This is a genomic window from Rhodoferax sp. UBA5149 (assembly GCF_002413825.1).
GTDB lineage: Bacteria > Pseudomonadota > Gammaproteobacteria > Burkholderiales > Burkholderiaceae_C > Rhodoferax.
Genome location: NZ_DHXT01000115.1, coordinates 24,140 through 48,808, shown reverse-complemented (window position 1 = coordinate 48,808; position 24,669 = coordinate 24,140). Strand labels below are relative to the sequence as shown.

The 24,669-nt window shown below is 58.9% G+C and carries 24 protein-coding genes and 4 tRNA genes; 23 read left to right on the top strand and 5 right to left on the bottom strand.

The window, feature by feature from the left end; translation table 11 throughout:
• From B3V69_RS10575 to ccmI, 22 genes are all read left to right on the top strand, one after another.
• Positions 1-252 (top strand): SPOR domain-containing protein (locus tag B3V69_RS10575; protein WP_296446345.1); only part of this gene is annotated, 252 nt, incomplete at its 5' end.
• A gap of 69 nt (positions 253-321) precedes the next feature.
• Positions 322-810 (top strand): CvpA family protein, encoded by a 489-nt coding sequence (locus B3V69_RS10570; RefSeq protein ID WP_296446343.1) that lies wholly within the window; start codon positions 322-324, stop codon positions 808-810.
• A gap of 12 nt (positions 811-822) precedes the next feature.
• Complete coding sequence (purF, locus tag B3V69_RS10565) at positions 823-2,325, top strand: amidophosphoribosyltransferase (protein ID WP_296446341.1); 1,503 nt, start codon at positions 823-825, stop codon at positions 2,323-2,325.
• Between the two features lie 2 nt (positions 2,326-2,327).
• The gene (locus tag B3V69_RS10560) at positions 2,328-3,560 is read left to right on the top strand and encodes an O-succinylhomoserine sulfhydrylase (protein ID WP_296446339.1); all 1,233 of its coding nucleotides are present in this window, start codon (positions 2,328-2,330) and stop codon (positions 3,558-3,560) included.
• Positions 3,557-4,945 carry a glutamate--tRNA ligase gene (gltX, locus tag B3V69_RS10555; RefSeq protein WP_296446337.1) on the top strand — a complete coding sequence of 463 codons (1,389 nt, stop codon included), beginning with the start codon at positions 3,557-3,559 and terminating at the stop codon, positions 4,943-4,945. Before B3V69_RS10560 ends, gltX begins: the two co-directional genes overlap by 4 nt.
• Before the next feature lie 75 nt (positions 4,946-5,020).
• Positions 5,021-5,096, top strand: a tRNA-Ala gene (locus tag B3V69_RS10550).
• Positions 5,097-5,155: 59 nt separating this feature from the next.
• Positions 5,156-5,231, top strand: a tRNA-Glu gene (locus B3V69_RS10545).
• A gap of 93 nt (positions 5,232-5,324) precedes the next feature.
• Positions 5,325-5,401 (top strand) — tRNA-Asp (locus tag B3V69_RS10540).
• Between the two features lie 222 nt (positions 5,402-5,623).
• Positions 5,624-5,881 carry a hypothetical protein gene (locus B3V69_RS10535; RefSeq protein WP_296446335.1) on the top strand — a complete coding sequence of 86 codons (258 nt, stop codon included), beginning with the start codon at positions 5,624-5,626 and terminating at the stop codon, positions 5,879-5,881.
• A 248-nt stretch (positions 5,882-6,129) separates the two neighbouring features.
• A complete protein-coding gene (locus B3V69_RS10530) occupies positions 6,130-6,384 on the top strand; it encodes a hypothetical protein (protein WP_296446333.1) in 255 nt (84 codons plus the stop codon).
• Between the two features lie 45 nt (positions 6,385-6,429).
• Positions 6,430-8,985 (top strand): OmcA/MtrC family decaheme c-type cytochrome, encoded by a 2,556-nt coding sequence (locus B3V69_RS10525; protein ID WP_296446331.1) that lies wholly within the window; start codon positions 6,430-6,432, stop codon positions 8,983-8,985.
• Positions 8,986-9,041: 56 nt separating this feature from the next.
• Positions 9,042-9,965, top strand: coding sequence for a DmsE family decaheme c-type cytochrome (locus tag B3V69_RS10520; RefSeq protein ID WP_296446329.1), 924 nt, complete (start codon positions 9,042-9,044; stop codon positions 9,963-9,965).
• A gap of 16 nt (positions 9,966-9,981) precedes the next feature.
• Positions 9,982-12,135 carry an MtrB/PioB family decaheme-associated outer membrane protein gene (locus B3V69_RS10515; protein WP_296446327.1) on the top strand — a complete coding sequence of 718 codons (2,154 nt, stop codon included), beginning with the start codon at positions 9,982-9,984 and terminating at the stop codon, positions 12,133-12,135.
• Positions 12,136-12,346: 211 nt separating this feature from the next.
• Positions 12,347-12,964, top strand: coding sequence for a cytochrome c biogenesis heme-transporting ATPase CcmA (gene ccmA, locus B3V69_RS10510; RefSeq protein WP_296446325.1), 618 nt, complete (start codon positions 12,347-12,349; stop codon positions 12,962-12,964).
• Positions 12,961-13,644, top strand: a complete 684-nt coding sequence (gene ccmB, locus B3V69_RS10505) for a heme exporter protein CcmB (protein ID WP_296446323.1) — start codon at positions 12,961-12,963, stop codon at positions 13,642-13,644. The genes ccmA and ccmB overlap by 4 nt, the downstream gene beginning before the upstream one ends.
• Positions 13,641-14,381: a heme ABC transporter permease CcmC gene (gene ccmC / locus B3V69_RS10500; protein WP_296446321.1), complete on the top strand. Its 741-nt coding sequence runs from the start codon at positions 13,641-13,643 to the stop codon at positions 14,379-14,381. Before ccmB ends, ccmC begins: the two co-directional genes overlap by 4 nt.
• Positions 14,368-14,547 carry a heme exporter protein CcmD gene (gene ccmD, locus B3V69_RS10495; protein WP_296446319.1) on the top strand — a complete coding sequence of 60 codons (180 nt, stop codon included), beginning with the start codon at positions 14,368-14,370 and terminating at the stop codon, positions 14,545-14,547. Before ccmC ends, ccmD begins: the two co-directional genes overlap by 14 nt.
• On the top strand, positions 14,544-14,987 hold the full coding sequence (gene ccmE / locus B3V69_RS10490) for a cytochrome c maturation protein CcmE (protein WP_296446316.1): 444 nt from the start codon (positions 14,544-14,546) through the stop codon (positions 14,985-14,987). The genes ccmD and ccmE overlap by 4 nt, the downstream gene beginning before the upstream one ends.
• Before the next feature lie 9 nt (positions 14,988-14,996).
• Entirely contained in the window at positions 14,997-16,964 is a 1,968-nt protein-coding gene (locus tag B3V69_RS10485) for a heme lyase CcmF/NrfE family subunit (RefSeq protein WP_296446314.1), read from the top strand.
• Positions 16,961-17,485: a DsbE family thiol:disulfide interchange protein gene (locus B3V69_RS10480; RefSeq protein WP_296446312.1), complete on the top strand. Its 525-nt coding sequence runs from the start codon at positions 16,961-16,963 to the stop codon at positions 17,483-17,485. The genes B3V69_RS10485 and B3V69_RS10480 overlap by 4 nt, the downstream gene beginning before the upstream one ends.
• The gene (locus B3V69_RS10475) at positions 17,482-17,949 is read left to right on the top strand and encodes a cytochrome c-type biogenesis protein (protein ID WP_296446310.1); all 468 of its coding nucleotides are present in this window, start codon (positions 17,482-17,484) and stop codon (positions 17,947-17,949) included. Before B3V69_RS10480 ends, B3V69_RS10475 begins: the two co-directional genes overlap by 4 nt.
• Positions 17,946-19,331 (top strand): c-type cytochrome biogenesis protein CcmI, encoded by a 1,386-nt coding sequence (gene ccmI / locus B3V69_RS10470; protein WP_296446308.1) that lies wholly within the window; start codon positions 17,946-17,948, stop codon positions 19,329-19,331. Before B3V69_RS10475 ends, ccmI begins: the two co-directional genes overlap by 4 nt.
• Positions 19,332-19,400: 69 nt before the next feature.
• On the opposite strand, the gene B3V69_RS10465 is transcribed toward ccmI, so the two are convergent.
• The 5 genes from B3V69_RS10465 to B3V69_RS10445 all read right to left on the bottom strand — a co-directional run bounded on the left by B3V69_RS10465 (position 19,401) and on the right by B3V69_RS10445 (position 24,093).
• A tRNA-Gly gene (locus tag B3V69_RS10465) sits at positions 19,401-19,474 on the bottom strand.
• Positions 19,475-19,542: 68 nt separating this feature from the next.
• On the bottom strand, positions 19,543-21,060 hold the full coding sequence (locus tag B3V69_RS10460) for an NAD-dependent succinate-semialdehyde dehydrogenase (RefSeq protein ID WP_296446306.1): 1,518 nt from the start codon (positions 21,058-21,060) through the stop codon (positions 19,543-19,545).
• 222 nt (positions 21,061-21,282) lie between these two features.
• Positions 21,283-22,581: a TRAP transporter large permease gene (locus B3V69_RS10455; protein WP_296446304.1), complete on the bottom strand. Its 1,299-nt coding sequence runs from the start codon at positions 22,579-22,581 to the stop codon at positions 21,283-21,285.
• 25 nt (positions 22,582-22,606) lie between these two features.
• Positions 22,607-23,086 carry a TRAP transporter small permease gene (locus B3V69_RS10450; protein ID WP_296446302.1) on the bottom strand — a complete coding sequence of 160 codons (480 nt, stop codon included), beginning with the start codon at positions 23,084-23,086 and terminating at the stop codon, positions 22,607-22,609.
• Between the two features lie 2 nt (positions 23,087-23,088).
• Positions 23,089-24,093 carry a sialic acid TRAP transporter substrate-binding protein SiaP gene (locus B3V69_RS10445; protein ID WP_296446300.1) on the bottom strand — a complete coding sequence of 335 codons (1,005 nt, stop codon included), beginning with the start codon at positions 24,091-24,093 and terminating at the stop codon, positions 23,089-23,091.
• Positions 24,094-24,361: 268 nt separating this feature from the next.
• On the opposite strand from B3V69_RS10445, the gene B3V69_RS10440 reads away from it, so the two are divergent.
• Positions 24,362-24,669: alanine--tRNA ligase-related protein (locus tag B3V69_RS10440; protein ID WP_296446298.1), on the top strand; the 308-nt coding region annotated here is incomplete at its 3' end.

Genomic DNA, 24,669 nt, shown 5'->3' with positions numbered 1-24,669 from the left:
GAAAAGAAGACGGATGCCAGCGAAGGCCGGTTTGTGGTGCAGGTCGGCGCGTTTGCGGATGTGGCCCGGGCACGCGAAGTTCGCCTGAAAGTCGAGCACGCAGGCTTGAAAACCTATACCCAGGTCGCAGATACCAAGGACGGGCGCCGCGTTCGCGTGCGAGTCGGCCCTTTTGCGGACAAGGCTGAGGCCGACAAGGCGGCCGCCAAGATCAAAAAGCTTGACCTGCCCGCCGCCATACTGACTTTGTAAAAAGCGATTCTGAGATCTTGCGGGACAGACTCCGCAGCGACGCGATAGCGCTCCTCAACTATTTAAAATATGCCTGCTTTGGACTGGATTTTTGCAGTGGTATTGCTTGCCTCGCTGGTGTTGGGCCTATGGCGCGGGCTGATTTTTGAGCTGTTGTCAGCGGCGAGCTGGGTTGCAGCCTTCATTTTGGCGCAGTGGTTGGCCCCGGATGTCGCGCACAAGCTGCCCATGTCGGGGTCGGGCGAGGCGCTTCGGTACGCCGCCGCTTTTGCGCTGGTGTTCGTGGCGTCCGTGCTGCTGGGCGGCCTGCTGGCCGCGGTTGTGAAAAAACTTTTTGCGGCCGTCGGCCTGCAGCCGGCGGACCGGGCCTTGGGCGCGGCGTTTGGCCTGGTACGCGGTGTGGTTTTGTTATTGGCGGCAACGGTGGTGATTGCCATGACGCCGTTGAAGTCGGGCGAATGGTGGCGGGAATCTGTGGGGGCTGACATCTCGATGGCAGCGCTCAAAGGATTAAAGCCCGTACTGCCGGAAGCGTTTGGAAAATACTTGCCTTCATGAGATCGGAAAAATATGTGTGGAATCGTAGGCGTTGTCAGTAACGCACCCGTCAATCAACTGATCTATGACGCCCTGTTGTTGCTGCAGCACCGCGGACAGGATGCGGCCGGCATCGTGACGCAGCAAGAACGCAAGTTCTTCATGCAAAAGGCCAAGGGCATGGTGCGCGATGTGTTTCGCACCCGCAACATGCGCTCGCTGCCGGGCAACTGCGGGCTGGGCCAGGTGCGTTATCCGACGGCGGGCAATGCCTACAGCGAGGAAGAAGCGCAGCCGTTTTACGTCAATGCGCCGTTTGGCATCGTGCTGGTTCACAACGGCAACCTGACCAACGCCCACGCCCTGAAGGCGGAGCTGTTCAGCACCGACCACCGCCACATCAATACCGAGAGCGACTCCGAGGTCTTGCTCAACGTGCTGGCGCATGAGATTGGCGAGACCACGCGCGGCTTGCCCCTGCAGCCGCGTGATGTGTTCGAAGCGGTGCGCCGGGTGCATCGCCGCATCAAGGGCTCGTACGCGGTGATCGCGATGATTGCCGGTCATGGCGTACTGGCCTTTCGCGACCCGTTTGGCATTCGCCCGCTGTGCATGGGGCGTAGCGACGACGGTACCGTGTTGCTGGCCAGCGAATCGGTGGCGCTGGAAGGTACATCGCACAAGTTTGACCGCAATATCGCCCCGGGCGAGGCGGTGTTCATCGATTTGCAGGGCAATGTGCATGCGCAACAGTGCGCGGACCATCCGGTGTTGAGCCCCTGCATTTTCGAGTACGTCTATCTGGCACGTCCTGATTCGGTGATGGACGGCATTTCGGTCTACCAGGCCCGTCTGAATCTGGGCGAGTCACTGGCCAAGCGCGTGATTTCCACCGTGCCGCCGAACGAGATTGATGTGGTGATCCCGATCCCCGAGTCGAGCCGCCCAAGTGCCGCGCAGCTGGCGCAGTTGCTCGGTCTGCCTTACCGTGAGGGGTTCGTGAAGAATCGCTATGTGGGCCGTACTTTCATCATGCCGGGGCAGTCGGTGCGCAAGAAATCGGTGCGCCAGAAACTCAACGTGATCGCCAGCGAGTTCAAGGGCCGCAATGTGTTGCTGGTGGATGATTCGATCGTGCGCGGCACCACCAGCCGTGAGATCGTGCAGATGGCCCGCGACGCCGGTGCCCGCAAGGTCTATATGGCCAGCGCCGCGCCCCCGGTGCGCTACCCCAATGTGTATGGCATCGACATGCCGACCCCCGATGAACTGGTGGCACACAACCGCACCGTGGAGCAAATCCGTCAACTCATCGGCTGTGATGCGCTGATTTACCAGGACGTGGACGGCATGAAGAAGGCCATTGGCTCCCTGAACCCCAATATCAAGGGCTTCGACGCCTCGTGCTTTGATGGCGTCTATGTCACCGGGGACATCACGGCGGACGATATCGCCCGCCTGAACACCCATCGGGTAGGGGGCGACGAGGGGGCGGAGGACAACTCCCGCCTGGCACTCCCCAATCACGCGGACTGAGCATGGCTGAAAAGAAATTACCTGACCATTTGCACCTGGACACGCTGGCCGTGCGCGCGGCCGTAGACAAGAGCCAGTACGGCGAAAACTCCGAGGCGCTGTATTTGACCAGCAGCTTCGTGCAGCCCGATGCCGAGACGGCTGCGCGCCGCTTCGCCGGGGAAGAAGAGGGCTACACCTATTCGCGTTTCAGCAACCCCACCGTGACCAGCATGGAGCAGCGGCTCGCGGCACTGGAAGGCACCGAGGCCTGCATTGGCACGTCCAGCGGCATGGCGGCCATCATGCTGATGTGCATGGGCTTGCTGAAGGCCGGGGACCACGTCATTTGCTCGCAAAGCGTGTTCGGTTCCACCATCCGCCTGATTGCCGGCGAGTTTGGCAAGTTTGGGGTGCAGAGCACCTTTGTGTCGCAAACCGACGTGGCGCAATGGCAGGCGGCGATTCAGCCCAACACCCGCCTGCTGTTTGCCGAGACGCCTACCAACCCGCTGACCGATGTCTGCGACATTCAGGCACTGGCCGACGTGGCGCACGCGGCCGGGGCTTTGCTGGCGGTTGACAATTGCTTTTGTTCGCCCGCCTTGCAGCAACCGGTCAAACTTGGGGCCGATCTAATCATCCATTCGGGCACCAAGTACCTGGATGGTCAGGGGCGGGTGATTGCCGGCGCGCTGTGCACCACCAAGAAACTGATTGACGAAAAGTTCATGCCGGTGATGCGCAGTGCCGGGCTCACCCTGTCGGCTTTCAATGCCTGGGTGGTGCTAAAAGGCATGGAAACGCTGTCGATCCGGATGAAAGCGCAAAGTGACAGCGCACTGCAACTCGCCACTTGGCTGGAGGCTCAACCGCAGGTGGCACGGGTCTATTACCCAGGCTTGAAGTCGCATCCACAGCACGCGCTGGCCATGCAACAGCAGTCCGGCCTGGGCGGCGCCGTGGTGTCGTTTGACGTCAGGGCAGGCAAGCCCGCAGATCCGGTGCAGGCGCGCAAAAACGCTTTTCATGTGATTGACAGCACGCTGGTGTGCTCCATCACGGCCAATCTGGGCGACACCAAAACCACCATCACGCACCCGGCCAGCACCTCGCATGGGCGAATTACCGAAGCACAACGACAAGCCGCCGGCATTGGGCAAGGCCTGATTCGCGTCGCCGTCGGACTGGAAAACATTGAAGACCTGAAGGCGGACCTGGCGCGCGGTCTTCACGGTCTGGACACCCTGACATGACACAAAAAATTCGCACCCGATTCGCGCCGTCTCCCACCGGCTTCATTCACCTCGGCAACATCCGCTCGGCTTTGTACCCCTGGGCTTTTGCCCGTGCCAGCGGCGGTGATTTCATCCTGCGCATTGAAGATACCGACCTGGAACGCTCGACGCAGGCGGCGGTGGACGTGATCATCGAGAGCATGTCCTGGCTGGGGCTGGACTATGACGAAGGACCGTTCTACCAGATGCAGCGCATGGATCGCTACAAGGCGGTACTGGCCGAGTTGCAGGCGGTCGGCCATGTGTACCCCTGCTACATGAGCGTGGCCGAGCTCGACGCACTGCGTGAGAGTCAAATGACCGCCAAGGAAAAGCCGCGCTACGACGGCACCTGGCGTCCCGCGCCGGGCAAGACCCTGCCAGCCATTCCCGAAGGTGTGAAGCCGGTGTTGCGTTTCAAGAATCCGCAGGGTGGCTCGGTGGTGTGGGAAGACAAGGTCAAGGGCCGCATCGAGATCAGCAACGACGAACTGGACGATCTGGTGATTGCCCGACCGGACGGCACGCCGACCTACAACTTTTGTGTCGTGGTGGACGATATCGACATGACGATCACCCACGTGATTCGCGGCGATGACCATGTCAACAACACGCCGCGCCAGATCAACATTTTTCACGCGTTGGGTAAAGCGCCGCCGGTGTATGCCCATCTGCCCACCGTGCTCAATGAGCAGGGCGAGAAGATGAGCAAGCGCAACGGTGCCAAACCGGTGACGCAATACCGCGATGAAGGCTATCTGCCCGACGCCATGGTCAACTATCTCGCCCGTTTGGGTTGGAGCCATGGCGATGATGAAATCTTCAGCCGCGCGCAGTTCCTGGAGTGGTTCAGCCTGGACCATCTGGGCCGCAGTGCCGCGCAGTTTGACGAGGCCAAGCTGCGTTGGGTGAATGCCCAGCACCTCAAGGCCATGAGCGACGACGCGTTGGCGCTACTGGTGCAGGAGCAGCTGCACCGGCGTGGCATCCAGGCGGATGACCGTCTACCCCGTATCTGCGCCCTGTTCAAAGATCGCTGTGACACGACGGTGGTCCTGGCGGACTGGGCTGCCAAGTTCTATGCGGACATCACACCCAACGCCGATGAAGTTGGGCAGCATGTCACCGACCTAGTCAAACCGGCGCTCCATCTACTGGTGGAAAAGCTGACAATCTGCGCCTGGGACAAGCCGTCGATCGCGGCCGTAGTCAAGGAAGTGCTGGCTGCCTGCGCTATCAAAATGCCACAGCTCGCCATGCCGGTGCGGGTGTTGGTGATGGGAACAGCCCAGACGCCGTCGCTGGATGCAGTGCTCGAACTCAGCGAAAGAGAAAAAGTACTGGCTCGTTTGCGAGCAGCCTGATTTTTCAGGCTATAATTTGAGGCTTGGAAATTAGGAATGCCTGAGGAAGTTATTGAATCAGGTTTCTTGGGTTTTGGGGGTATAGCTCAGCTGGGAGAGCGCTTGCATGGCATGCAAGAGGTCAGCAGTTCGATCCTGCTTACCTCCACCAATAATTTCTGAGGCGGGACTGAAAAGTTTTGCAAGTTGAGACGGAAGTCCAAAGGTTATGACCCCATCGTCTAGAGGCCTAGGACACTACCCTTTCACGGTAGGTACCGGGGTTCGAATCCCCGTGGGGTCGCCAAATTCATCATCTGATGGATGAAGCGCAAGTTGGTAACAGCAAGCCCGCAAGGGCAGGCGACTTGGCTCGAAAGAGTGAACGTTACCGCTACCAGGAGTGGTAGTTCAGTTGGTTAGAATACCGGCCTGTCACGCCGGGGGTCGCGGGTTCGAGTCCCGTCCACTCCGCCATAGTTATGGAAAGCCGTTATAAATTTTTTGATTTATAACGGCTTTTTCATTTTCTCTGTCCGTTCTACCTTTACTTTGATGTGCAAAAGACCTTTGTAAAGAAAAGTATATGTCGTCAACCAAGGGGAAAACCCTACGTTGTGGGTACAAGCCAGAAACAAATTTTGGCTCGCTCGAGATGGTCGGAGCTGATGCGACTGTCGTTTTATGAGTGAGTTATTCATGCTGAATATCAAGACCTTAATCGCTACCGTGTTGCTTTCAGGTGTTGCCGCGGTTTCTTTTGCCCAAGCTCCCGCAGCTCCAAAAGATACCGGTGCAACAGCTCCCACTGCGGTGACTGCGCCGGCTGCTTCCACAAAGGCAAAGCACACAGCGAAAAAGCATGTAGCGAAGAAGCACACGGCAAAGAAAACACAAAAAGCTAACGCGGCCAAAAAGGCTGATGCTGCCAAACCTGCAGCCTCCGCCGCGAAATAAGCGGGCTGACGTCAACTAAAGGGGTGCCGAGGATTCTCGGCACCCCTTTTCTTTTGCTCTTTCCGTAGGGCGTTTTGCCGCACAGACTTTTGGGATGACTTGCTTGCCATCCCCGACGTGCACGGCACTCGATCGTCAGCGAAACGGTGACGCAGGGCATCCAAGGCACTTCATGAAGAGGTTGGCTTAAACGCAACGCTCGGTTCAAAGAGCTGCAATATATGTTTTCTCGATATAGGAATATTCCTATGTCGATATTCATCGGCATCCTATATCCAATGAATGGCCCTTCGATGACAATTCACAAAGTTTTCGTTCTCCTTGAACTGATTTTTAACTATCAGTCAAGAAGTACGTTTTTCGGCGGTAAGCTCAAAGGCGCATGCGAAGAAGATTGTGAAATCCAAGGGCGACCGGGAGATCCGCAATGTGGTCAACCCGATTCTCTCGCGTTAGCAGTCGCTGGCAGGCATCGAATAATCGTTGTCGACAACAGTAAGTAAATCGTTTCGCTGTAAGTCGTATGGCAAAAAAGTGACGGAGAAAAAATGAAACGCTTATTGGTTAAATGGGGCGTAGCCTGTTTGGTGTCGGTTGCCATGGCAGGCTGCGGTGGCGGTAGCAGTGGGCAGTCGGGGTCAGCGCCTCAGGGGTCTGGGGGCGCGGTCAATGGTGTCATCGTCACGGCCAGCGCGTTGGCGGCAAACGACACCGCGTCGAACGCCTCCGCACCCTTCACCGTGGTGCAGGGTGCTGGCGTGGCGGCTGTGATCGTAAATGGTCCGCCTAAGGTGAACTTTACGGTGTTTTCCGACGGCAAGGTAAAAACCGATCTGGCAATCACCAATGTGAGTTTTGCCATTGCCAAGCTGGTTCCCGGCACCAGTGGCAATCCTGACCAGTGGGTGAACTACATCTATCGCAAGGAAACGGCAACTGCCGGCGTCGGGCCGGGCGGCGCGGTAACGCCTCCAGCCACAACCATGCAGGCTACGACAGACCTCAAGCAGACGGACCCCGCCCTGCTGGCGGCCCAGTTGGTCTATAACCCTGATGGCTACTACACCTACACGTTCAGGGCGGACATCAAGGATCCGAAATGGGCTGCGACGGTTAACAAAGTACCCTATTCCACGAACAACGTCGTCTTCGAGCCCGCGCTGACGCATCGCGTCGCCATCCAGCTGAGCTACAAGAACGCCAAGGGTGAGACTGTGCTGGTCAACCCTTACTTCGACTTCACCATCGGTGCCGATGGCAAGTCTGTCCCGGTGACTGACCCGGCCAAAACCCGCAAGATGACCGACGTGGCGTCCTGTAACAATTGCCACGGCAAGCTGGCCTTGCACGGTGGCGGACGCGTTGATACGCAGTTCTGCGTGATGTGTCACAACCCCGGCACCACGGACGCGAACAGCGGCAATGTCCTTAATTTCGCCACCATGGTTCACAAGTTACACGCTGGCAAGCTGCTCAAGAGTAAATCGACCGCTATCGGCGGCGAGGACTACACAATCTGGGGTTTCGGGGACAGCAAGCACAGCTACGCCGAGGTCGGCTTTCCGCAGGACTTACGCAACTGCGCAGTCTGCCATTCGGGCGCCAATCCCAAGACACCGCAAGGCGACAACTGGAAGACCACGCCGACCCAGGAAGCGTGCCTGACTTGTCACGTCAGCGGCACGGGCTCTACCTGGGAAACCTTGCACAAGGTCGTTGCCGGTGTGCGCGTGGGGCCTGGCGCGCCAGCCAAGGCGCTGACCAACGCGGATTGCGCCGATTGCCACAAGGTTGGCTCCGTCATCTCGCCGGAACGCGTGCACTTTAACCAAGCGCAGTCGAACGCGGCGCTATACAAAATGAATATCGAAGGGGCCACGTTCAACGATACGGCTGATCACAAGGCCCGCAGCGTCACGGTCAAATACTTCCTATCAGATCCCACGAATGGCAACGCTGCCTATAATTTGGTGACCTCGGACTGCACCTACACAGGAACTGCTGGCGTTTGCGTGCCGCCGACCACCACCCCGGCCACCCCCAACAACACCAAATTCGGCAATCTGCGCTTCTACCTGGCTTACCAGAACATGGTCGGCCAGCCGGATGCGGTGACCGAATTCTCGGCCTACAACAACGGCGGCAACAGCGCCAATGCCTATGCACACACGGGCGTCAATGACGGCAGCAACCACTATACGGTGAGCATCCCTGTCCCTGACGACACGGCAACTGCGGTCGCGAAAGGCACGGCCCGCGTCGTCAGCATCGGCCAGATCGTAGAGCACAAGTTGAGTCCGACGGCTTCAACCGATCCTCGGCCTGAGGTCATACCGACTGTATTGGTGAACACGGTCGCGCAGCACACCTACAAGGAACTCGCGCTCACCGGTAGCTTGCTGCCGCGCCGCACCATCGTCTCCACCGAAAAGTGCAACGTCTGCCATGGCACGCTCGGTAGCGCCTCCGGCTCGAATACGCTGCCCAATGCCTTTCACAGCGGTGGCCGCACCATCGTCGAAGCCTGTGTGACCTGCCATGACCCGAATCGGATGTCATCAACCGTCATGACGAATGGATCGACACTCAATGAGTCGTTTCAATTCAAGCGCATGATTCATGGCATCCACGGGAACTCCAAGCGTATCTTCCCGTTCACGCATGACAACAAGGTGGTCGGTACCTTCTGCAACCCCGCCAACACCAGTGCCATTGCCAAGGCTGCGTGCGATGGCACCCTGACGTTTGCTACCGGTGTAGTGAACTACGCCGCCGAGGTCGCCTATCCGGACGCCACACTCAACTGCAATGCCTGCCATGTCAACAATTCATACAAAACCGACATGGGTACCCTGGGCGCTGTCGTTCACAAGGACGCCGGTGTGACCGATCCGAACCTTTGGAAGGTCATCTCGCCCAAGGCCGCTACTTGCACGTCGTGTCACGACTCTGCCGCAGCCATTACTCATGTGACCAGCTTCGGCGGGGCAGTGTTCGGCGACAAGACACAAGCGGAGTTAGCTGGCCTGCCACGCGAGTCCTGCGACGATTGCCATGCGAGCGGCGGTGTCAAGGACGTCAATGTCGTCCACGGCCTGAAGTAGCCGTGGGAATGATTATGGGTACGGTAGGGATGGAATCTGTTTTGAAGGGAGTTGGGATGCAAATCAAGAGCGTAATGGCCGTCGTCGGTATCTGTCTATTCGGACTGTTGGGCTCCGCCTGGGGTGCCCAGCCGACCGGGGCGGCGTTCTGCGTGACCTGTCACGACGAAGAAGACCTGCCGGATATGAGCCGGTCCGCGCACGGGTTCTCCGTCGACAAGCGTGTGCCGGACTGCATCTCCTGCCATGGCCCCAGCAACACCCATGCCCACAAACCGTCCGGTGTTTCGCTGCGGCCCCATCCTGACCGGATGTTCACCAAGAAGTCGACCTTGCCCGCCAGTGAGCGCAGCGCAGCTTGTCTGACGTGCCACAACAAGGACGCCAAGCGCGCGCTGTGGAATGGCAGCCAGCACGATGCCGCTGACATCGCCTGCAATTCCTGCCACAAGATCCACGGCAACCGCGACAAGATACTGTCCAAGGCCACCCAGGCCGATGTCTGCTACACCTGCCACAAGGAGCAACGCGCCCAGATGAACCGGCCATCACATCATCCGGTTCCTGAAGGCAAGATGAGCTGCGCCGACTGCCACAACGTGCATGGCTCGGCCGGCCCCAAGCTGGTCAAACGCGACAGCATCAACGACACCTGCTACACCTGCCATGCTGAAAAGCGTGGCCCATTCGTACACCCGCATGAACCCGTCGCCGAAGACTGCTCCACCTGCCACAACGCACATGGCACAACGGTTGCGGCCATGCTCAAGGCGCGCCCGCCTTTGCTTTGCCAGCAATGCCATACGCCGCACGCGGCAACCGGCGTCGGTCTGGTTCCTGGTCAGCTCACCGGAGCTACCCGCGGCCAGAACTCGGTCACCATTTGGCAAGGCCGCAGCTGCATGAACTGCCACACGCAGGTTCATGGTTCCAACAATCCGTCGCCTACCAACCCGACGCCACAGCTCTTGATGCGCTGAAGTACGGAGAGCAATCATGACCCTATTCCTTACATCATTTCGCTTTCAACGTACCGTGCTTGCCTTGGCGGTGTGTGCCGCTTTCGCGCCCGTGCAGGCGCAAACCGATGGCGACGAAACCAAAGCCGCAGAAGCCAAGGCCGTGGAGGCCACCGTGAGTGTTGGCCTCGGCGCCGTTGATGGCTCCAGCGCCGACCGCGCGCTGTTTGGACAGTACAACGGGTTGCGCGAGCACAGCGCCGTCGGTATGCTGGGCGTCGACTACAGCCTGCGCAAGGAAGCGACCTCCACCTGGGTGGAGTTGCAGGGTTCGAACCTGCTCGGCGACACGCGCGAACTGGGCCTGGTCTGGAAGAATCCGGGAAGCTGGAAGTTCACCGCCGATTACGGCGAGTTGGTTCATTACGACCCGAACACGGTCAACACCGGCCTGCTTGGCGCCGGTTCGACGACACCACAGGCGGTGTTTCTAGCCGGTGGTGCAGGCAGCGGAACCGATCTCGAGTTGAAGACCAAACGAACCAGCCTGGGGCTCGGGTTCACCAAGATCATCTCGCCAGCGCTCCAGTTTGCAATTGACCTCAAGAGCGAAAACAAGGAAGGCGAGCGACTGTTCGGTTTCAGCCAGATCTGCTCACCGCTGATCACTGGGTCGTGCAGCGGCACTCCTGGGGTGCTGATGCTGCCAGAGCCCATCAACGCCAACCACAGCCAGGTCGAAGCTCGCTTAAGTTATGCCCTGGAAAAGCTGCGCTTCAGCGTGGGCTACTACGGCTCGTTCTACCGCAATAACAACGTCGCGCTTCAACCGGGTTTGGGTATCTTTGCTAGCCCCACCACAGACCTGAATTCGCTGGCTTTGGCGCCAGACAACCAGGCGCACCAGCTCGACCTGAGCGGAAGTTACGATTTCACGCGCACAACGCATGGCACCTTCAAACTAGGCTACGCCACGGCTACCCAGAACGCCGACTTTGCTGGCGCCGGTCTGACGGGCCCTGTGGGTGTCACGAATCTTGGCGGGAAAGTCAACACGACGCTGGCCAAAATTGGCCTTACCTCGCGTCCGATACCCAAGCTCTCGCTGTTGGCCGACTTGCGCTACCAGGACAAGGACGACCAGACGCCGCTCGCCAATTACAACCTCGTGAGCACAGGCGCATCTGCCTTGCCCGTCACCAACCGCAATCTTCCCAATAAGAAGATCCAGGGCAAGCTGCAGGCCAGCTGGCAATTCACCAGCGACTATCGTGGCACCGTGGGTGCAGACTACGAATCCATTGATCGGGGTGTATTCACCGCGTCCAGCGCGGTGTCGAGCCAGATCCCGCTGCGTCAGAAGACCGAGGAGACCACCGTTCGGGCCGAACTTCGCCGCAGGATGTCCGAGACCGCCAGCGGTGCGATCAGTGTGTCCAGTAGTCGACGCGATGGATCGAGCTGGTTGCAGGGCAACAGTGGGCCAGGTGTCACCGAGGTCACTGACCCCGCCACGAGCCTGTCCAGTATGATCTTCATGCCGACCCTGGCCGACCGCCAGCGCGATAAAGTGAAGCTGTTTGCCGATTGGCAGCCCAGCGAGAAACTGGGTCTTCAGTTCAGCGCCGAAGAGGGTAGGGACAAGTTCAACAGCCCCAGCGCGCTTGGCCTCCAGAACAACCGCATGAATCAGTTCAGCATCGATTGGAACTACGCCTTGTCCGCCAGGTGGGCCTTGAACGGCTACGCATCCCAGGGCATTCAGACATTTAACCAGTCGCGGCCTGGCCTTGTCGGGTACGCTATCGCGCTTGACAACACCAACCTCGGCGCATCCATCGGCGTCACCGGCAAAGCCACCAGCAAACTCGAAGTCGGGGGCAGCCTGTCCTACGTGGATGACAAGAGTGTCTATGCCCAGAATTCCGCCAACGCCGCCAGCCTGAATCCTACAGGCGTCATACCAGATGTCGTTTATCGCCAGACCGCACTGAAACTGTTTGGCAAATATGCGCTGGAGAAAGGTTCTTCAGTGCGTGTTGATCTCGTGCACCAGCGCATTAGCGTGAACGATTGGGCCTGGGGTTATAACGGCGTGCCGTTCGCGTATTCGGACGGCACAACGGTGATGCAAAACCAAAATCAAAACGTCAGTTTCATCGGCATCACCTATATCTACCAGCTACCATAGTTCCGCCCCAGCACGGCCAAAAGTACGCCACATTAATCATGTCGAGTTTGATCCAGGGCAGGGTCTAGTGCCCGCCCTGCATCTAAGATGACAGATAATAGCTAGGTCCAATGGCGGAGCATTCCGGTATCAACTGTCGATAGTTGACCCTCGAAAGTTAAGCTTGCGTCTGCACCATATGCTTCTGCTTTCTTACTGAATTTCTCACTGCATGCTCGAAGTCTCTAATCTGAAATGCGTACGCGGCGAACGCCAGTTGTTTGAGGGAGTCGGGTTTCGGCTTGAAAGCGGCAAACTGCTTTACCTGCGTGGCGGCAACGGTGCCGGAAAAACCAGCTTGTTGCGCATACTGTGCGGCTTGTCGCCTGCCGAGGCTGGGCAGATTCTCTGGAATGGCATCCCGATTAGTGCTCTTGGCGATTCCTATCGCCAAGATTTGTTTTATCTGGGTCATCACAACGCCTTGCAAGAGGCGCTTACCGTCAATGAAAATCTCTCGTTTTACGCTACCCTGGCTGGCGTCGTTCCCAGCGAAGTCGACACCGCCAACGCACTGGCCCGTCTAGGGTTGCGCGGTTACCAAACCCGTCTGGTGCGTCATCTGTCGCAAGGCCAAAAACGACGCGTGGCGCTGTCTCGCCTCATGCTCAACCGCGCTCGGCTTTGGATTCTGGATGAACCCTTCGTGGCGCTGGATCAAGCCGCCATTCAACTGTTGGCCGATTTGGTGGCTGCCCATCTCGACAAGGGAGGCCTCGCCGTGCTCACCAGCCACCAGCAGGTCGATATTGGCACGGTTCCCGCCCAGGTACTGGAGCTCAACGCATGAAGGCTGTGGGTTGGACGTCTGTCTTCAGCGCCGTGGTTCGGCGTGAAGTGTCGCTGAGCATGAAGCAAAAAGGCGAGGTGTTAACGCCCCTGTTTTTCTTCGTCATCGTTACCAGTTTGTTTCCGCTGGGCGTCGGGCCGGAATCGGCCTTGCTGCTGCGTATGGCGCCTGGCGTGCTGTGGGTGAGCGCCCTGCTTGCGGCCATGCTCTCCTTGCAGCGTCTGTTTGCGGTCGATTACGCCGATGGTTCTCTGGAGCAAATGGCGCTGTCCCCTACGCCGTTGGGCCTGTTGGTGATGGCCAAGGCGCTGTCTCATTTTCTGCTCTCGGGCCTGCCGCTGGTGCTGATGGCGCCAGTGCTAGGTTTGCAGTTCGGACTGGAGGGGCGGGCGCTGGGCATTTTGATGCTGTCCTTGTTGCTGGGTACACCCACCTTGAGCCTGATTGGCAGTATCGGCGCGGCCCTGACCTTGGGCGTACGCGGGGCAGGGGTATTGCTCTCGCTGTTAATCTTGCCGCTGTATATTCCGGTACTGATATTTGGCGCAGGCGCAGTGGAAGCCGATGCGGCTGGTTTGGGTGCTGGTGGTCACCTGTCATTGTTGGCTGCGCTTCTGGTACTCTCAGCGTTTTTTGCACCCTTGGCCACGACGGCCGCCTTAAGAATTTCCCTGGAATGAAAACACGCGTGATTCACTGGTTCAAGTTCGCTTCGCCCCAAAATTTCTATTTTCTGGCCGGGCGTTTGTGGCCCTGGTTTGCTGCTTTGGCGGCGGTTTTGACAATGGCGGGCTTGTGGATTTCCTTCTTTGTGGCCCCCACCGACGCCCAGCAGGGCGAAGGCTACCGCATCATCTTTGTGCATGTTCCGGCGTCACAGATGTCCATGTTCATTTATCTGATCATGGCCACTTGGGCCGGTTTGGGCCTGGCGTTTAACACCCGGCTGTCGGGCATGATGGCCTCGGCCCTGGCACCTACTGGCGCCATGTTTGCTTTTTTGTCGCTGGTAACGGGCGCCTTGTGGGGTAAACCAATGTGGGGCGCTTGGTGGGTGTGGGACGCACGCCTGACGTCAGAGCTGATTCTGTTGTTCTTGTATCTGGGCTTTTTGGCGCTGCAATCCAGCATTGACGACCCGCGCCGCGCTGACAAAGCCTGTGCCGTACTGGCGCTGGTGGGCGTGGTGAACGTGCCAATCATTTACTTCTCAGTCAAGTGGTGGAACACCTTGCATCAAGGTGCTTCGGTATCCATGACGGGCGCGCCGTCCATGGCCAAGACCATGTTGTGGGGCATGCTGATCATGGTGGTGGCTTTCTGGATGTACGCCATTGCGGTGGCTCTGGCGCGGGTGCGCAATATTATTCTTGAACGTGAACGTCATACAGAGTGGGTCAAACATGCAGTGGAATAGCGCTTCCGAGTTTTTTGCCATGGGGGGTTATGCCTTCTACGTGTGGGGCAGCTTCGGGGTTACGGCAGTCGTGGTGGTGATTGAGATGCTACTAATTCGCAGCCAGCGCAGGGAACTTCTGCGCGATCTTCGAAACGAACTCATGTCAGAAAGAACATCTCCATGAAACCTCGTCACAAACGCGCTGCCATCATTGTTGGCGGTCTGGCAGCGGTGGGCATTGCGTCTTACCTGGTGCTTAACGCCTTCCGGAGTAATCTGGTCTTTTTCTTCACACCCACTCAGGTGGCGTCGGGCGAGGCGCCTGTGAACCGGACCTTTCGCGTCGGGGGCATGGTGAAGGTCGGCTCAGTCAAGCGAGACAACCTGACGGTGGCCTTTGTAGTGACCGATACGGCCAAGGATATGGGCGTGTCCTACACCGGCATCCTGCCTGATCTGTTTCGCGAGGGTAAGGGTGTGGTGGCGCAAGGCAAACTGGGCGCGGATGGCAAATTTACCGCGAGCGAGGTTTTGGCCAAGCACGATGAAAATTACATGCCACCGGAGGCGCAGGCTGCCATGGACCAAGCCCAAGCACAGAAAACCATTAAAACGCTAAAGTGAGATTTACCCATGATTCCTGAACTTGGACATTTTGCGCTGATTCTCGCCCTGTTTGTGGCGCTGGCCCTGGGCACTTTAAGCGTTGTGGGGGGACAGCAGGGGCGCGCTGACTGGATGGCGCTGGCGCGGCCTGGTGCGCAAGCATTGTGGTTGCTGACTGCGTTTTCCTTTGGCTGCCTCACCTATGCGTTCTTTACCAATGACTTCTCGGTTTCGTATGTGGCACAGCATTCCAACTCCCAGCTGCCAGATATCTACCGCATTGCCGGCGTTTGGGGTGGGCATGAGGGCTCGCTGTTGCTGTGGTTGATGATGCTGTGCACGTGGATGATGGCGGTGTCCATTTTTTCCCGTCAATTGCCGGAAGTGATGGTGTCGCGGGTGCTGGGCATTCTGGGCTTGGTGGCGGTCGGCTTTCTGCTGTTTATGTTGATCACCTCGAATCCGTTTTTGCGTTTGAGTGACATTCCGACCGATGGACGCGACCTGAATCCGCTGTTGCAGGACCCGGGCCTGGTGTTCCACCCTCCGATGCTGTACATGGGCTATGTCGGCATGTCGGTGCCTTTTGCTTTCGCCATTGCCGCTCTGCTCAATGGTCGGCTTGACGCCGCCTGGGCGCGCTGGTCGCGACCCTGGGCCACTGCTGCCTGGATTTGCCTGACCATTGGCATTGCGATGGGGTCGTGGTGGGCATATTACGAACTGGGTTGGGGTGGCTGGTGGTTTTGGGACCCGGTGGAGAACGCATCGTTCCTGCCATGGCTGGTGGGTACAGCGCTGATCCATTCGCTGGCCGTCACGGAAAAGCGTGGTCTGTTCCGCAACTGGACCATCATTCTGGCGATCACTGCGTTTTCTCTGAGCCTGTTGGGGACTTTCCTGGTGCGCTCCGGCGTATTGACCTCGGTACATGCCTTTGCCACCGATCCCAGGCGCGGCGTGTTTATCTTGCTCTTTTTGTCCGTCGTGGTGGGTGGCTCACTGACCTTGTTTGCCATGCGCGCCAGCAAGGTCCGTTCGGGCGGCGCATTTGCGTTGGTGTCCCGTGAAACTTTTCTGCTTGTCAACAACGTGTTACTCGCTACCGCCGCCGCCGCCGTGCTGTTGGGGACCTTGTACCCGTTGATTGTCGATGCGCTTAACCTGGGCAAACTCTCGGTCGGACCACCCTATTTCAATTCCGTGTTTGTCCCCATCATGTTGCCGGTTTTGCTATTCATGGTGATCGGTTCCTATGCGCGCTGGAAAAACGACAGTGTGGCTGAACTGACGAAGAAATTGCGACCGGTCGCCATCGTCTCAGTGCTATTGGGCTGTACCGCACCGTTTTTTGCCGGTGAATGGTCGCCGTTGGTGGCGTTGAGTTTGACGCTGGTGTTTTGGATTGTGTTGGCGTCCATGCTGCAGATTTACCGCCAGATCAAGGACACGGTTAACTGGAGATCCACGCCGGTGTCGTTCTGGGGCATGCACGTGGCGCACATCGGCATTGCTGTGTGTGTGGTGGGCATCACCATGGTCAAGGGGTATGAGACCGAAAAAGACGTGCGCATGGCGGTTGGTGACACCGTCGAAGTGGGCGGCTACAACTTTCGCTTGACCGGCATTCGTTCAGAGCCGGGACCGAACTACACGGCCGAGGTGGGGGACGTTGTGCTAAGCCGCAAAGGCCAGATACTCAGAACCTTGCACCCCGAGAAGCGAACTTATTTTTCCTCCACCATGCCCATGACAGAAACGGCCATTGACAGCAATTTGGTCCGCGACGTCTACGTGGCTTTGGGGGAGCGACTCGAAGACGGCGCCAGCCCGGCTTGGGCGATTCGGGTGTATTGCAAGCCCTTTGTCACCTGGATATGGGTAGGCGGCCTCATGATGGCCTTGGGTGGCGCCATAGCGGCGCTGGATCGACGCTATCGTAAAAAGGTAACTTCAAACGCGGGAGCGGTTGGTGCCAAGGGCGTTGCCGCATGAAGAAAACGCTGATTCCGCTGGGCATTTTTATTGTCTTGGTGGTGTTTCTGGCCATTGGCCTGACCCGTGATCCGCATGAGATTCCGTCACCGCTGATCGGCAAGGCTGCGCCTATGTTTTCTGCGCCGCGCCTGCAAGCGCCCGACCAGCAATTTTTTGCCAAGGAGATGCTGGGCAAAGTGTGGCTGCTCAATACCTGGGCCTCCTGGTGCGTCGCCTGCCGGCAGGAGCATCCCATCCTGGTGGAGTTTGCCAAGACCAGGACGCTGCCCATTGTCGGATTGGACTACAAGGATCAAAACTCCGAGGGCTTGAAATGGCTGGCCCGTTTTGGCGACCCTTACGATCTCTCCATAACCGACAAGGACGGGCGCATCGGTATTGACTTTGGTGTCTATGGCGTGCCAGAGAGCTTTCTGATCGACAAAGCCGGTGTGATTCGCTACAAGCAGATAGGCCCGGTGACTGAAGAAGCATTGCGGGACAAGATCATGCCACTGATACGGGAGTTGCAAAAGTGAAGTACTGGGTGGCATTTATTCTGGCGCTGCAATGCGCACTTTCATCCTATGCGGGGGAGGCCACGCCTTTGGCCGAAGATCCGGTGGTCGAACAACGCATGATCGCCATTTCCGAAGAGTTGCGCTGCCTGGTTTGCCAGAACGAGTCGCTGGCCGGCTCGCGCGCCGATTTGGCGAAGGACTTGCGTCGTGAGTTGCGCACACTGATCAAGGCCAACAAGACTGACGCCGAAATTATGGAATACATGGTCAGCCGCTACGGCGACTTTGTGCGTTTTCGCCCGCCAGTCAAGCCAGTCACCTGGCTGCTTTGGTTTGGTCCTTTTTTGCTGCTGATCGGTGCTGTGGTGATGTTGGTGCGTTTGGTGCGCCGCAACCAACGCAGCGATGGACCCCCAGCGCTTGATCCCGCCCAACGCGCAAAAGCACAGTCTCTTCTCAAAGATCTGGAACTTCCCTCATGACCGTTTTTATTGCAATCGCAGTGTTGTTGACACTGCTGGTCTTGGCTTGGGTGGTGCGTCCGCTGCTGCGACCCGCACCGCAAGCTGGTGTTTCGAGCCAGCGTTTGAATGCCGCTATTTACCGTGACCAACTGCAGACGCTGGAGCGTGACTTGGCACGCGGCGTCATCAGCCCTGCGGACTATGAAGCCACGCAGGACGAATTGCAGTTGCGACTGCTGGATGACACCAGGGAGCCCGCATCGACTCCGCAGAAGCGCAGTGCTAGCTTCTGGACCGCCCGTCGTACGGCGGCGGCGATTGCCGTGACGCTGCCGCTTGCGTCTGCAGGCATGTACTGGTGGCTGGGAGCGCCTCAGGCCATTGATCCGATTAGTTCAAGAAAGGCGGATGAGGACAAGGTTGCGAAAATGGTTGACGGTCTGGCGGCACGTCTAAGAGCCAATCCCGACAATCCCAAAGGTTGGGCCATGCTGGCCCGTTCCTACAAAGTGATGGGGCGTCTGCAAGAGGCTGCAGATGCCTATGCCAAGGCCGGCCCAGTGGTCGACACTGATCCAGACTTGCTGGCCGACTACGCCGACTTGCTGGCGAGCCGTGGTGGCGACAGTCTGGAAGGTCAGCCGCTGGTATTGATCAACAAGGCCTTGGCACTGAACCCGCTTCATCCCATGTCGCTGATGCTCGCCGGAAATGCGGCGTACCGGCAAGGCAACTTTGCAAGCGCTGTCAACTATTGGGAGAAGCTACTGTCAGTTCTTGGGCCTGATTCACCTGATGCCGAGCAGTTGCAGGCCGATATCTCCGATGCCCGCAGCAAAGGCGGTCTGAAGGCGTTTGCCGTCGCTCGGCCGGGTGTCCCCAGCGCTGGCAAGCCCCAAGCGATGGATCAAGCGGCTGGCGCGCAGAGGCCAAGCCCTGAACAGATCGTTCAGATGGTCGAAGGACTGGCGGCGCGCTTGAAAGCCAACCCGAGTGACCTCCCAGGTTGGGCACGACTTGCTCGTGCCTACAAGGTGTTGGGGCGTTTGCCGGAATCGGAAGAAGCCTATGTTAAGGCTGGCAAGCTGGTTGATACCGACCCGGACATGCTGACCGATTTTGCTGATTTGCTGGCGACCCGAGCGGGCAACAACCTGGCAGGTCGGCCTCTGGCGCTGGTGAACAAGGCCTTGGCGTTGAACCCGCTCCATCCCAAAGCTTTGATGTTGTCTGGATCGGCAGCCTTCGGGCGTGCTGATTACGCAGGCGCTGTTGCCCAGTGGGAAAAGCTGTTGCCCGTGTTTCAGCCCGGCTCGCGTGATGCCGAGTGGGTGTTGTCGAGTATTGCCGACGCCCGCGCCAAAGGTGGATTGACGCAGTCAGCGTTGGTCAAGAAATAGAATTCTGTCGCACTGGCCGTCGAACGGTCGGTGTCGATCGCTCCGCGAACAATGCCTTGGATAGGTGTTTGGAGCGGGTGATGGGAATCGAACCCACGCTATTTGCTTGGGAAGCAAAAGTTCTACCATTGAACTACACCCGCATCTTGATCCATTGGGGACAGAGCGGGCCTGCGTCGCAGGCTGCGGTCTGTCCCGCGAGGTCTAGAGTTTACTTCAGGATGTCGCCAATGCAGAGGTATTTGATCTCCACATAGTCGTCCATGCCGTGGTGCGAGCCCTCGCGGCCCAGCCCGGATTGCTTGACACCGCCAAAAGGCACGTGCTCCGTGGCCAGAATGCCCACGTTAATCCCCACCATGCCGTATTCCAGCGCCTCACTGACCCGGAAGATGCGGCCCACGTCGCGGCTGTAGAAATAGCTGGCCAGGCCAAATTCCGTGTTGTTCGCGGCGTCAATGGCTTCCTGCTCGGTCTTGAAGCGGAATACCGGAGCAAAGGGACCGAAGGTCTCTTCCTTGGCACACAACATGTCTGCGGTTGCCTCGGCGATGACCGTGGGCTCGAAAAACTGACCAGGCAATCTGTTGCCACCCGCCATCACCTTGCCGCCCTTGGCGACCGCGTCAAGCACATGGCGGCTGACTTTGTCGATGGCCGCATCTTCAATCAGCGGGCCCTGCATCACGCCCTCTTCGAAGCCGTTGCCGACCTTGAGCGCCTTGACCTTGGCAGAGAACTTGGCCACAAACTGATCGTACACGCCGTCCTGCACATAAAAGCGGTTGGCGCAGACACAGGTCTGGCCGGCGTTGCGGTATTTGCTGAGCATGGCGCCTTCGACGGCAGAGTCGATATCGGCATCGTCAAACACGATGAAAGGTGCATTGCCGCCCAACTCCAGCGACATCTTCTTGACCGTCGGGGCCGACTGCGCCATCAGGATGCGGCCGACTTCCGTGGAGCCGGTGAAGCTGATGTGGCGCACCACGTCGCTGGCGCAAATCACCTTGCCCACCGCAATCGAGTTATTGCCATCGGCGGTGATCATGTTGAGCACCCCGGCTGGAATGCCGGCGCGGATAGCCAGCTCGGCGGCAGCCAGCGCGGTCAGCGGCGTCAGCTCGGCCGGTTTGATGATGACGGTGCAACCGGCCGCCAGCGCAGGCGCCACCTTGCGTGTGATCATGGCCAGCGGGAAGTTCCACGGCGTGATGGCGGCACACACGCCGATCGGCTGCTTGATCACCATCAGGCGGCGGTTGTTGTCAAACTGGGGCAGGGTCTCGCCATTGACGCGCTTGGCTTCTTCGGCAAACCATTCGACAAAACTCGCGCCGTAGGCCACCTCGCCTTTGGCCTCGGGAAACGGCTTGCCTTGCTCGGCCGTCATGATGCGGCCCAGGTCTTCCTGATTCGCCATCAACAAGTCAAACCACTTGCGCAGGATGATGCTGCGCTCCTTCGCGGTCTTGGCGCGCCAGGCCGGCCAGGCGGCGTTGGCGGCCGCGATGGCTGTTTGTGCGTCAGCCGGGCCCAGGTTGGCGACATCGGCCAGCTTGTGGCCATTGGACGGATCCAGGATGTCAAAGCGGCTGGGACCGGAGGCCCCTGCGCTGGGCCCTGCCACCCACTGGCCGTTGATCAGGGCATCAGTTTTCAACAGGGTCGGGTCTTTGAGCAGGGCGAGAGGAGAGGTTTTGGTGAAATCTTCGATATTCATGTCCATAGCGTCAGTGCGGATAGTTGGGGATGAGAGCAGGATCAAAGCGCCTAGCGTAGCGAGTTTTCAGGTTTGCCATAGTGCTGATTGCGACAAGATGTATTTTGCGCCTAGTGGGCGCCAGCGACTGGTACCAGACTGCATGGGCCTGCGCGATGGGGGTGCAATCGGCCCCGGGCACCTGTTCGCAAAAGCCGGTAACGATGGGCCATGACTTGGCCGGTGTGTTCAGTGCGTGACGTAGCCCATGGTTTGCGGCAACCACAGCACGATTTGCGGAAACACCGTCATGGCAAGCAGCAGCAAGAGCAGCATGATGAGAAACGGCCAGCCCTCGAGCATCATTTCGCCAATCGGTATGCCGGTGAGCGCCTTGATCACAAACAGCAGCATGCCAAAAGGGGGATGAATCAGCCCGATCATCATGTTGAGTACCACCACGACACCAAAGTGCACCAGGTCCACGCCCAGCAGCTTGGCCGCAGGCAGCAGCATGGGCACAAACACCAGCAATAGCACCGACACGTCCAGGAAACAGCCCAAGCCCAGGAACATCACGTTGACCAGCAGTAAAAATTTGATCTGGGACAGGTGCATGTTATCCACCCACAGCGCCATGGCTTGCGGCACACCTTCGGCGGTGAAGGCGTAGTTGAGCATGAAGGAGCCCGCCAGAATCAGGGTGACCACGGCGCTGCCGCGGGTCGATTCCATGACCACGCCCCAGAAGGCTTGCCAGGTCAGCGCGCGGTACACCACGCCGGCCAGAATCAGGGCGTGAAAGGCGGCCACGGCAGCGGCCTCGGTGGGCGTGAACGCACCCGAATAAATACCACCCAGCAACACGATCGGCATCGACAAGGGCAAGGCTCCGCGAAACAGAATGGCAGGCCATTCGTGCATCGGAATCTTGGCTTCGCGTGGCATGTTGCGTTGGGTGGCGATGACATGCACCACGAGCATCATCAACGTGGCCATCAAAAAACCGGGAATCACCCCGCCCAGAAACAGGGCCCCGACCGAGGCGCCTGACACCAGCGCGTAAATCACCATCGGAATGCTTGGAGGAATGATGGGGCCGAGCGTGGCGCTGGCCACCACCACGGCGCCGGCAAAGCCACGTGAGTATTCCGGCCTTTTAAGCATCTGGCGAATCGTGACCAGGCCGGGACCGGCGGCGTCGGCAATCGCGCTGCCGCTCATGCCGGAGAAGATAACGCTGACCAGGACGTTGACCTGCGCCATTCCGCCGCGCATGCGGCCAACGAGAATGCTGCAAAAGTCAAAGATACGCTCGCTGACGGTGCCCGCGTTCATGATGTTGGCGGCAAAAATGAACAGCGGCACCGCCAGCAGCACATAGCTGTTGTACAAGCCGTTGCAGACCTGCTCGGCCACCAGGCCGAGGTCTTGCCGTTTTACCAGCAGGTAGGCGATGCCCGAGGCCAGCATTGAGAAGCCAACCGGCATGCGCAGCAGCATACCGGTCACCAATACGCAAACAAGAACAGTAATTCCGAGGGTCATTTGAGATGCCTTTGGGCGGTAGATTTCAGAGGCGCAATTCGGCCTCAAGGCCGATGCCCTTGACGGCGTTCCGGATCGCCCAGGCGCTGCGCACCACAAGGGCCGCCAGCAGCAGCACAAAGGGCAGATAGACCCACATGAATGGCATGTTGAGCACCGGCGTGCCCTCGCGCGCCATGAAATGCACGTAGTCCCAACTCGCAGGCAGTCCCGCCAGGGCCAGGCCGCCGATGAGCAGGTTGCCCACAATCTGCATGACTTGGCGGGCGCGGCGCCCAACGCTGTTCCAGAGCAAATCGAAGACCACGTGCTCACGTTCGGGCACGACCACGGCCGCCGACCAGAGAATGACCCAGAGGTAGAGGATCACCGCGGCTTCATCGGTCCAGGCCAGCGGCTTGCCGAAGCCGAAACGCGCCGCGATCTGAATGATGAAAACGATGAACAGTGTCAGGAACAAGCCGCCGCCAATTGCATTGGCGGCTCTTTTGAGCCAGCGGGCCATGGTTATTGGGTCGCGTTGATGCGGTCCAACAGGCCTTTGGGCCAGACCTTGGCGTAGTCAGAGTTCTGGTACGCCGCCTGTACCGACTTGCGGAAGGCCTCGACATCGGGCGTGGTGACCTGCAGGCCTTCCTTCTTGAAGAACTCAACCAACCGGGATTCTTCCTTGATGCGGTTCTCGTTGTTGTAGGCGGCTGCAGCCTGCGCAGCGGCCTTGACCTTCTGCTTTTGTGACGGGTTCAGGGCGTTGAAGCTCTTGTTCGAGATGGCAATGAAGAGGCCGTCCACCAGATGGCTGGTCATCACGATCTGCTTGGTCACCTCATAGAGCTTGGCGGCCCGCACGGAGGGCAGCGGGTTGTCCTGAGCATCGATCGTGCCGGTTTTCAACCCCAGATAGACCTCGCCGAACGCCAGCGGCGTGGCGGTGGCGCCCAGTGCCTCGCCCAGGAACAGCCATTCCTTGGAGCCGGGCATGCGCAGCTTGATGCCCTTGAGGTCGGCCGGCGTTCTGACCTTCCTGACCTCGCGCAGATTGAGCTGGCGGGTGCCCAGGTATGCGGTGGCCAGCGGTGTGATGTCCATCTTCTCGGTCACGGTCTTGAACAACTCGGCGCCGATCGGACCATTGAAGATTTTTTGCTGCTGCGCCGGGTCGCGGATCACGTAGCCTGCCGTGAAGACGGAAAACTCGGGCACCAGCTTGGCGATGTCAAAAGCCGAGATGGTGGCGAGTTCAAGGTTGCCGCGTGCCATGGCGACTGACTCGGTGCCTTGTTTGAACAGCGAGGCATTCAGGTTGATCCGCACGTCGAATTCGCCGGGCGCGCTTTTTTCGAGCGAATCCTTGAAAACGGTCCACATCTTGGCGTGCCAGTCGCCGGGCACGGCCGGGGTGGAGATGCGCAGCACGGTCTTGGTCTGGGCCAGGCCAGGCAGCGCGCTGGCGCCCAAGGCGGCGGCCGCACCCAGCAGCGTGCGACGGCGAAGCGAATGTTGGCTGATCATGGGCTTGTCTCCATTGCTAATTCAAATTGTTTCAGGCAGTGCGTCTATTGTTCGGTACCCCGCGCGAACCGCCTGCCCCTTGTTGTTTCCCCGCGGACTGGGTGGCGCGCGCCTATTAAGCCAGAAGTCGCAGCCACGTCGTTCGGCCAGCGCCGCTTGGCGGGCTACAACAAAGGGCGGGCGATAATGCAGGGGAGGGCGCTCGGGCGCCCAGAGGCCCATGGGCCGTGAACCATCCCCGTTTATCCCTGCTCGAAGAACTACTGACATGACCAAGTCCGCCATGAGTGTCGCCGACATTCGCAAAATTTTTCTCGACTTCTTTGCCTCCAAAGGCCATACGGTGGTGGCCAGCAGCCCGCTGGTGCCGGGCAACGACCCCACGCTGATGTTTACCAACTCCGGCATGGTGCAGTTCAAGGACGTTTTCCTCGGCACCGACAAGCGCTCTTACGTGCGCGCGGCTTCCGTGCAGGCCTGCCTGCGGGCCGGAGGCAAACACAATGACCTGGAGAACGTGGGCTACACCGCGCGCCACCACACCTTTTTCGAGATGCTGGGCAACTGGAGCTTTGG

Bases quoted from the DNA above. Each gene is read 5' to 3' on its own strand.
- B3V69_RS10570 (WP_296446343.1), top strand. From the start codon at position 322: ATGCCTGCTTTGGACTGGATTTTTGCAGTGGTATTGCTTGCCTCGCTG.
- purF (WP_296446341.1), top strand. From the start codon at position 823: ATGTGTGGAATCGTAGGCGTTGTCAGTAACGCACCCGTCAATCAACTG.
- B3V69_RS10560 (WP_296446339.1), top strand. From the start codon at position 2,328: ATGGCTGAAAAGAAATTACCTGACCATTTGCACCTGGACACGCTGGCC.
- gltX (WP_296446337.1), top strand. From the start codon at position 3,557: ATGACACAAAAAATTCGCACCCGATTCGCGCCGTCTCCCACCGGCTTC.
- B3V69_RS10535 (WP_296446335.1), top strand. From the start codon at position 5,624: ATGCTGAATATCAAGACCTTAATCGCTACCGTGTTGCTTTCAGGTGTT.
- B3V69_RS10530 (WP_296446333.1), top strand. From the start codon at position 6,130: ATGTCGATATTCATCGGCATCCTATATCCAATGAATGGCCCTTCGATG.
- B3V69_RS10525 (WP_296446331.1), top strand. From the start codon at position 6,430: ATGAAACGCTTATTGGTTAAATGGGGCGTAGCCTGTTTGGTGTCGGTT.
- B3V69_RS10520 (WP_296446329.1), top strand. From the start codon at position 9,042: ATGCAAATCAAGAGCGTAATGGCCGTCGTCGGTATCTGTCTATTCGGA.
- B3V69_RS10515 (WP_296446327.1), top strand. From the start codon at position 9,982: ATGACCCTATTCCTTACATCATTTCGCTTTCAACGTACCGTGCTTGCC.
- ccmA (WP_296446325.1), top strand. From the start codon at position 12,347: ATGCTCGAAGTCTCTAATCTGAAATGCGTACGCGGCGAACGCCAGTTG.
- ccmB (WP_296446323.1), top strand. From the start codon at position 12,961: ATGAAGGCTGTGGGTTGGACGTCTGTCTTCAGCGCCGTGGTTCGGCGT.
- ccmC (WP_296446321.1), top strand. From the start codon at position 13,641: ATGAAAACACGCGTGATTCACTGGTTCAAGTTCGCTTCGCCCCAAAAT.
- ccmD (WP_296446319.1), top strand. From the start codon at position 14,368: ATGCAGTGGAATAGCGCTTCCGAGTTTTTTGCCATGGGGGGTTATGCC.
- ccmE (WP_296446316.1), top strand. From the start codon at position 14,544: ATGAAACCTCGTCACAAACGCGCTGCCATCATTGTTGGCGGTCTGGCA.
- B3V69_RS10485 (WP_296446314.1), top strand. From the start codon at position 14,997: ATGATTCCTGAACTTGGACATTTTGCGCTGATTCTCGCCCTGTTTGTG.
- B3V69_RS10480 (WP_296446312.1), top strand. From the start codon at position 16,961: ATGAAGAAAACGCTGATTCCGCTGGGCATTTTTATTGTCTTGGTGGTG.
- ccmI (WP_296446308.1), top strand. From the start codon at position 17,946: ATGACCGTTTTTATTGCAATCGCAGTGTTGTTGACACTGCTGGTCTTG.
- B3V69_RS10460 (WP_296446306.1), bottom strand. From the start codon at position 21,060: ATGGACATGAATATCGAAGATTTCACCAAAACCTCTCCTCTCGCCCTG.
- B3V69_RS10455 (WP_296446304.1), bottom strand. From the start codon at position 22,581: ATGACCCTCGGAATTACTGTTCTTGTTTGCGTATTGGTGACCGGTATG.
- B3V69_RS10450 (WP_296446302.1), bottom strand. From the start codon at position 23,086: ATGGCCCGCTGGCTCAAAAGAGCCGCCAATGCAATTGGCGGCGGCTTG.
- B3V69_RS10445 (WP_296446300.1), bottom strand. From the start codon at position 24,093: ATGATCAGCCAACATTCGCTTCGCCGTCGCACGCTGCTGGGTGCGGCC.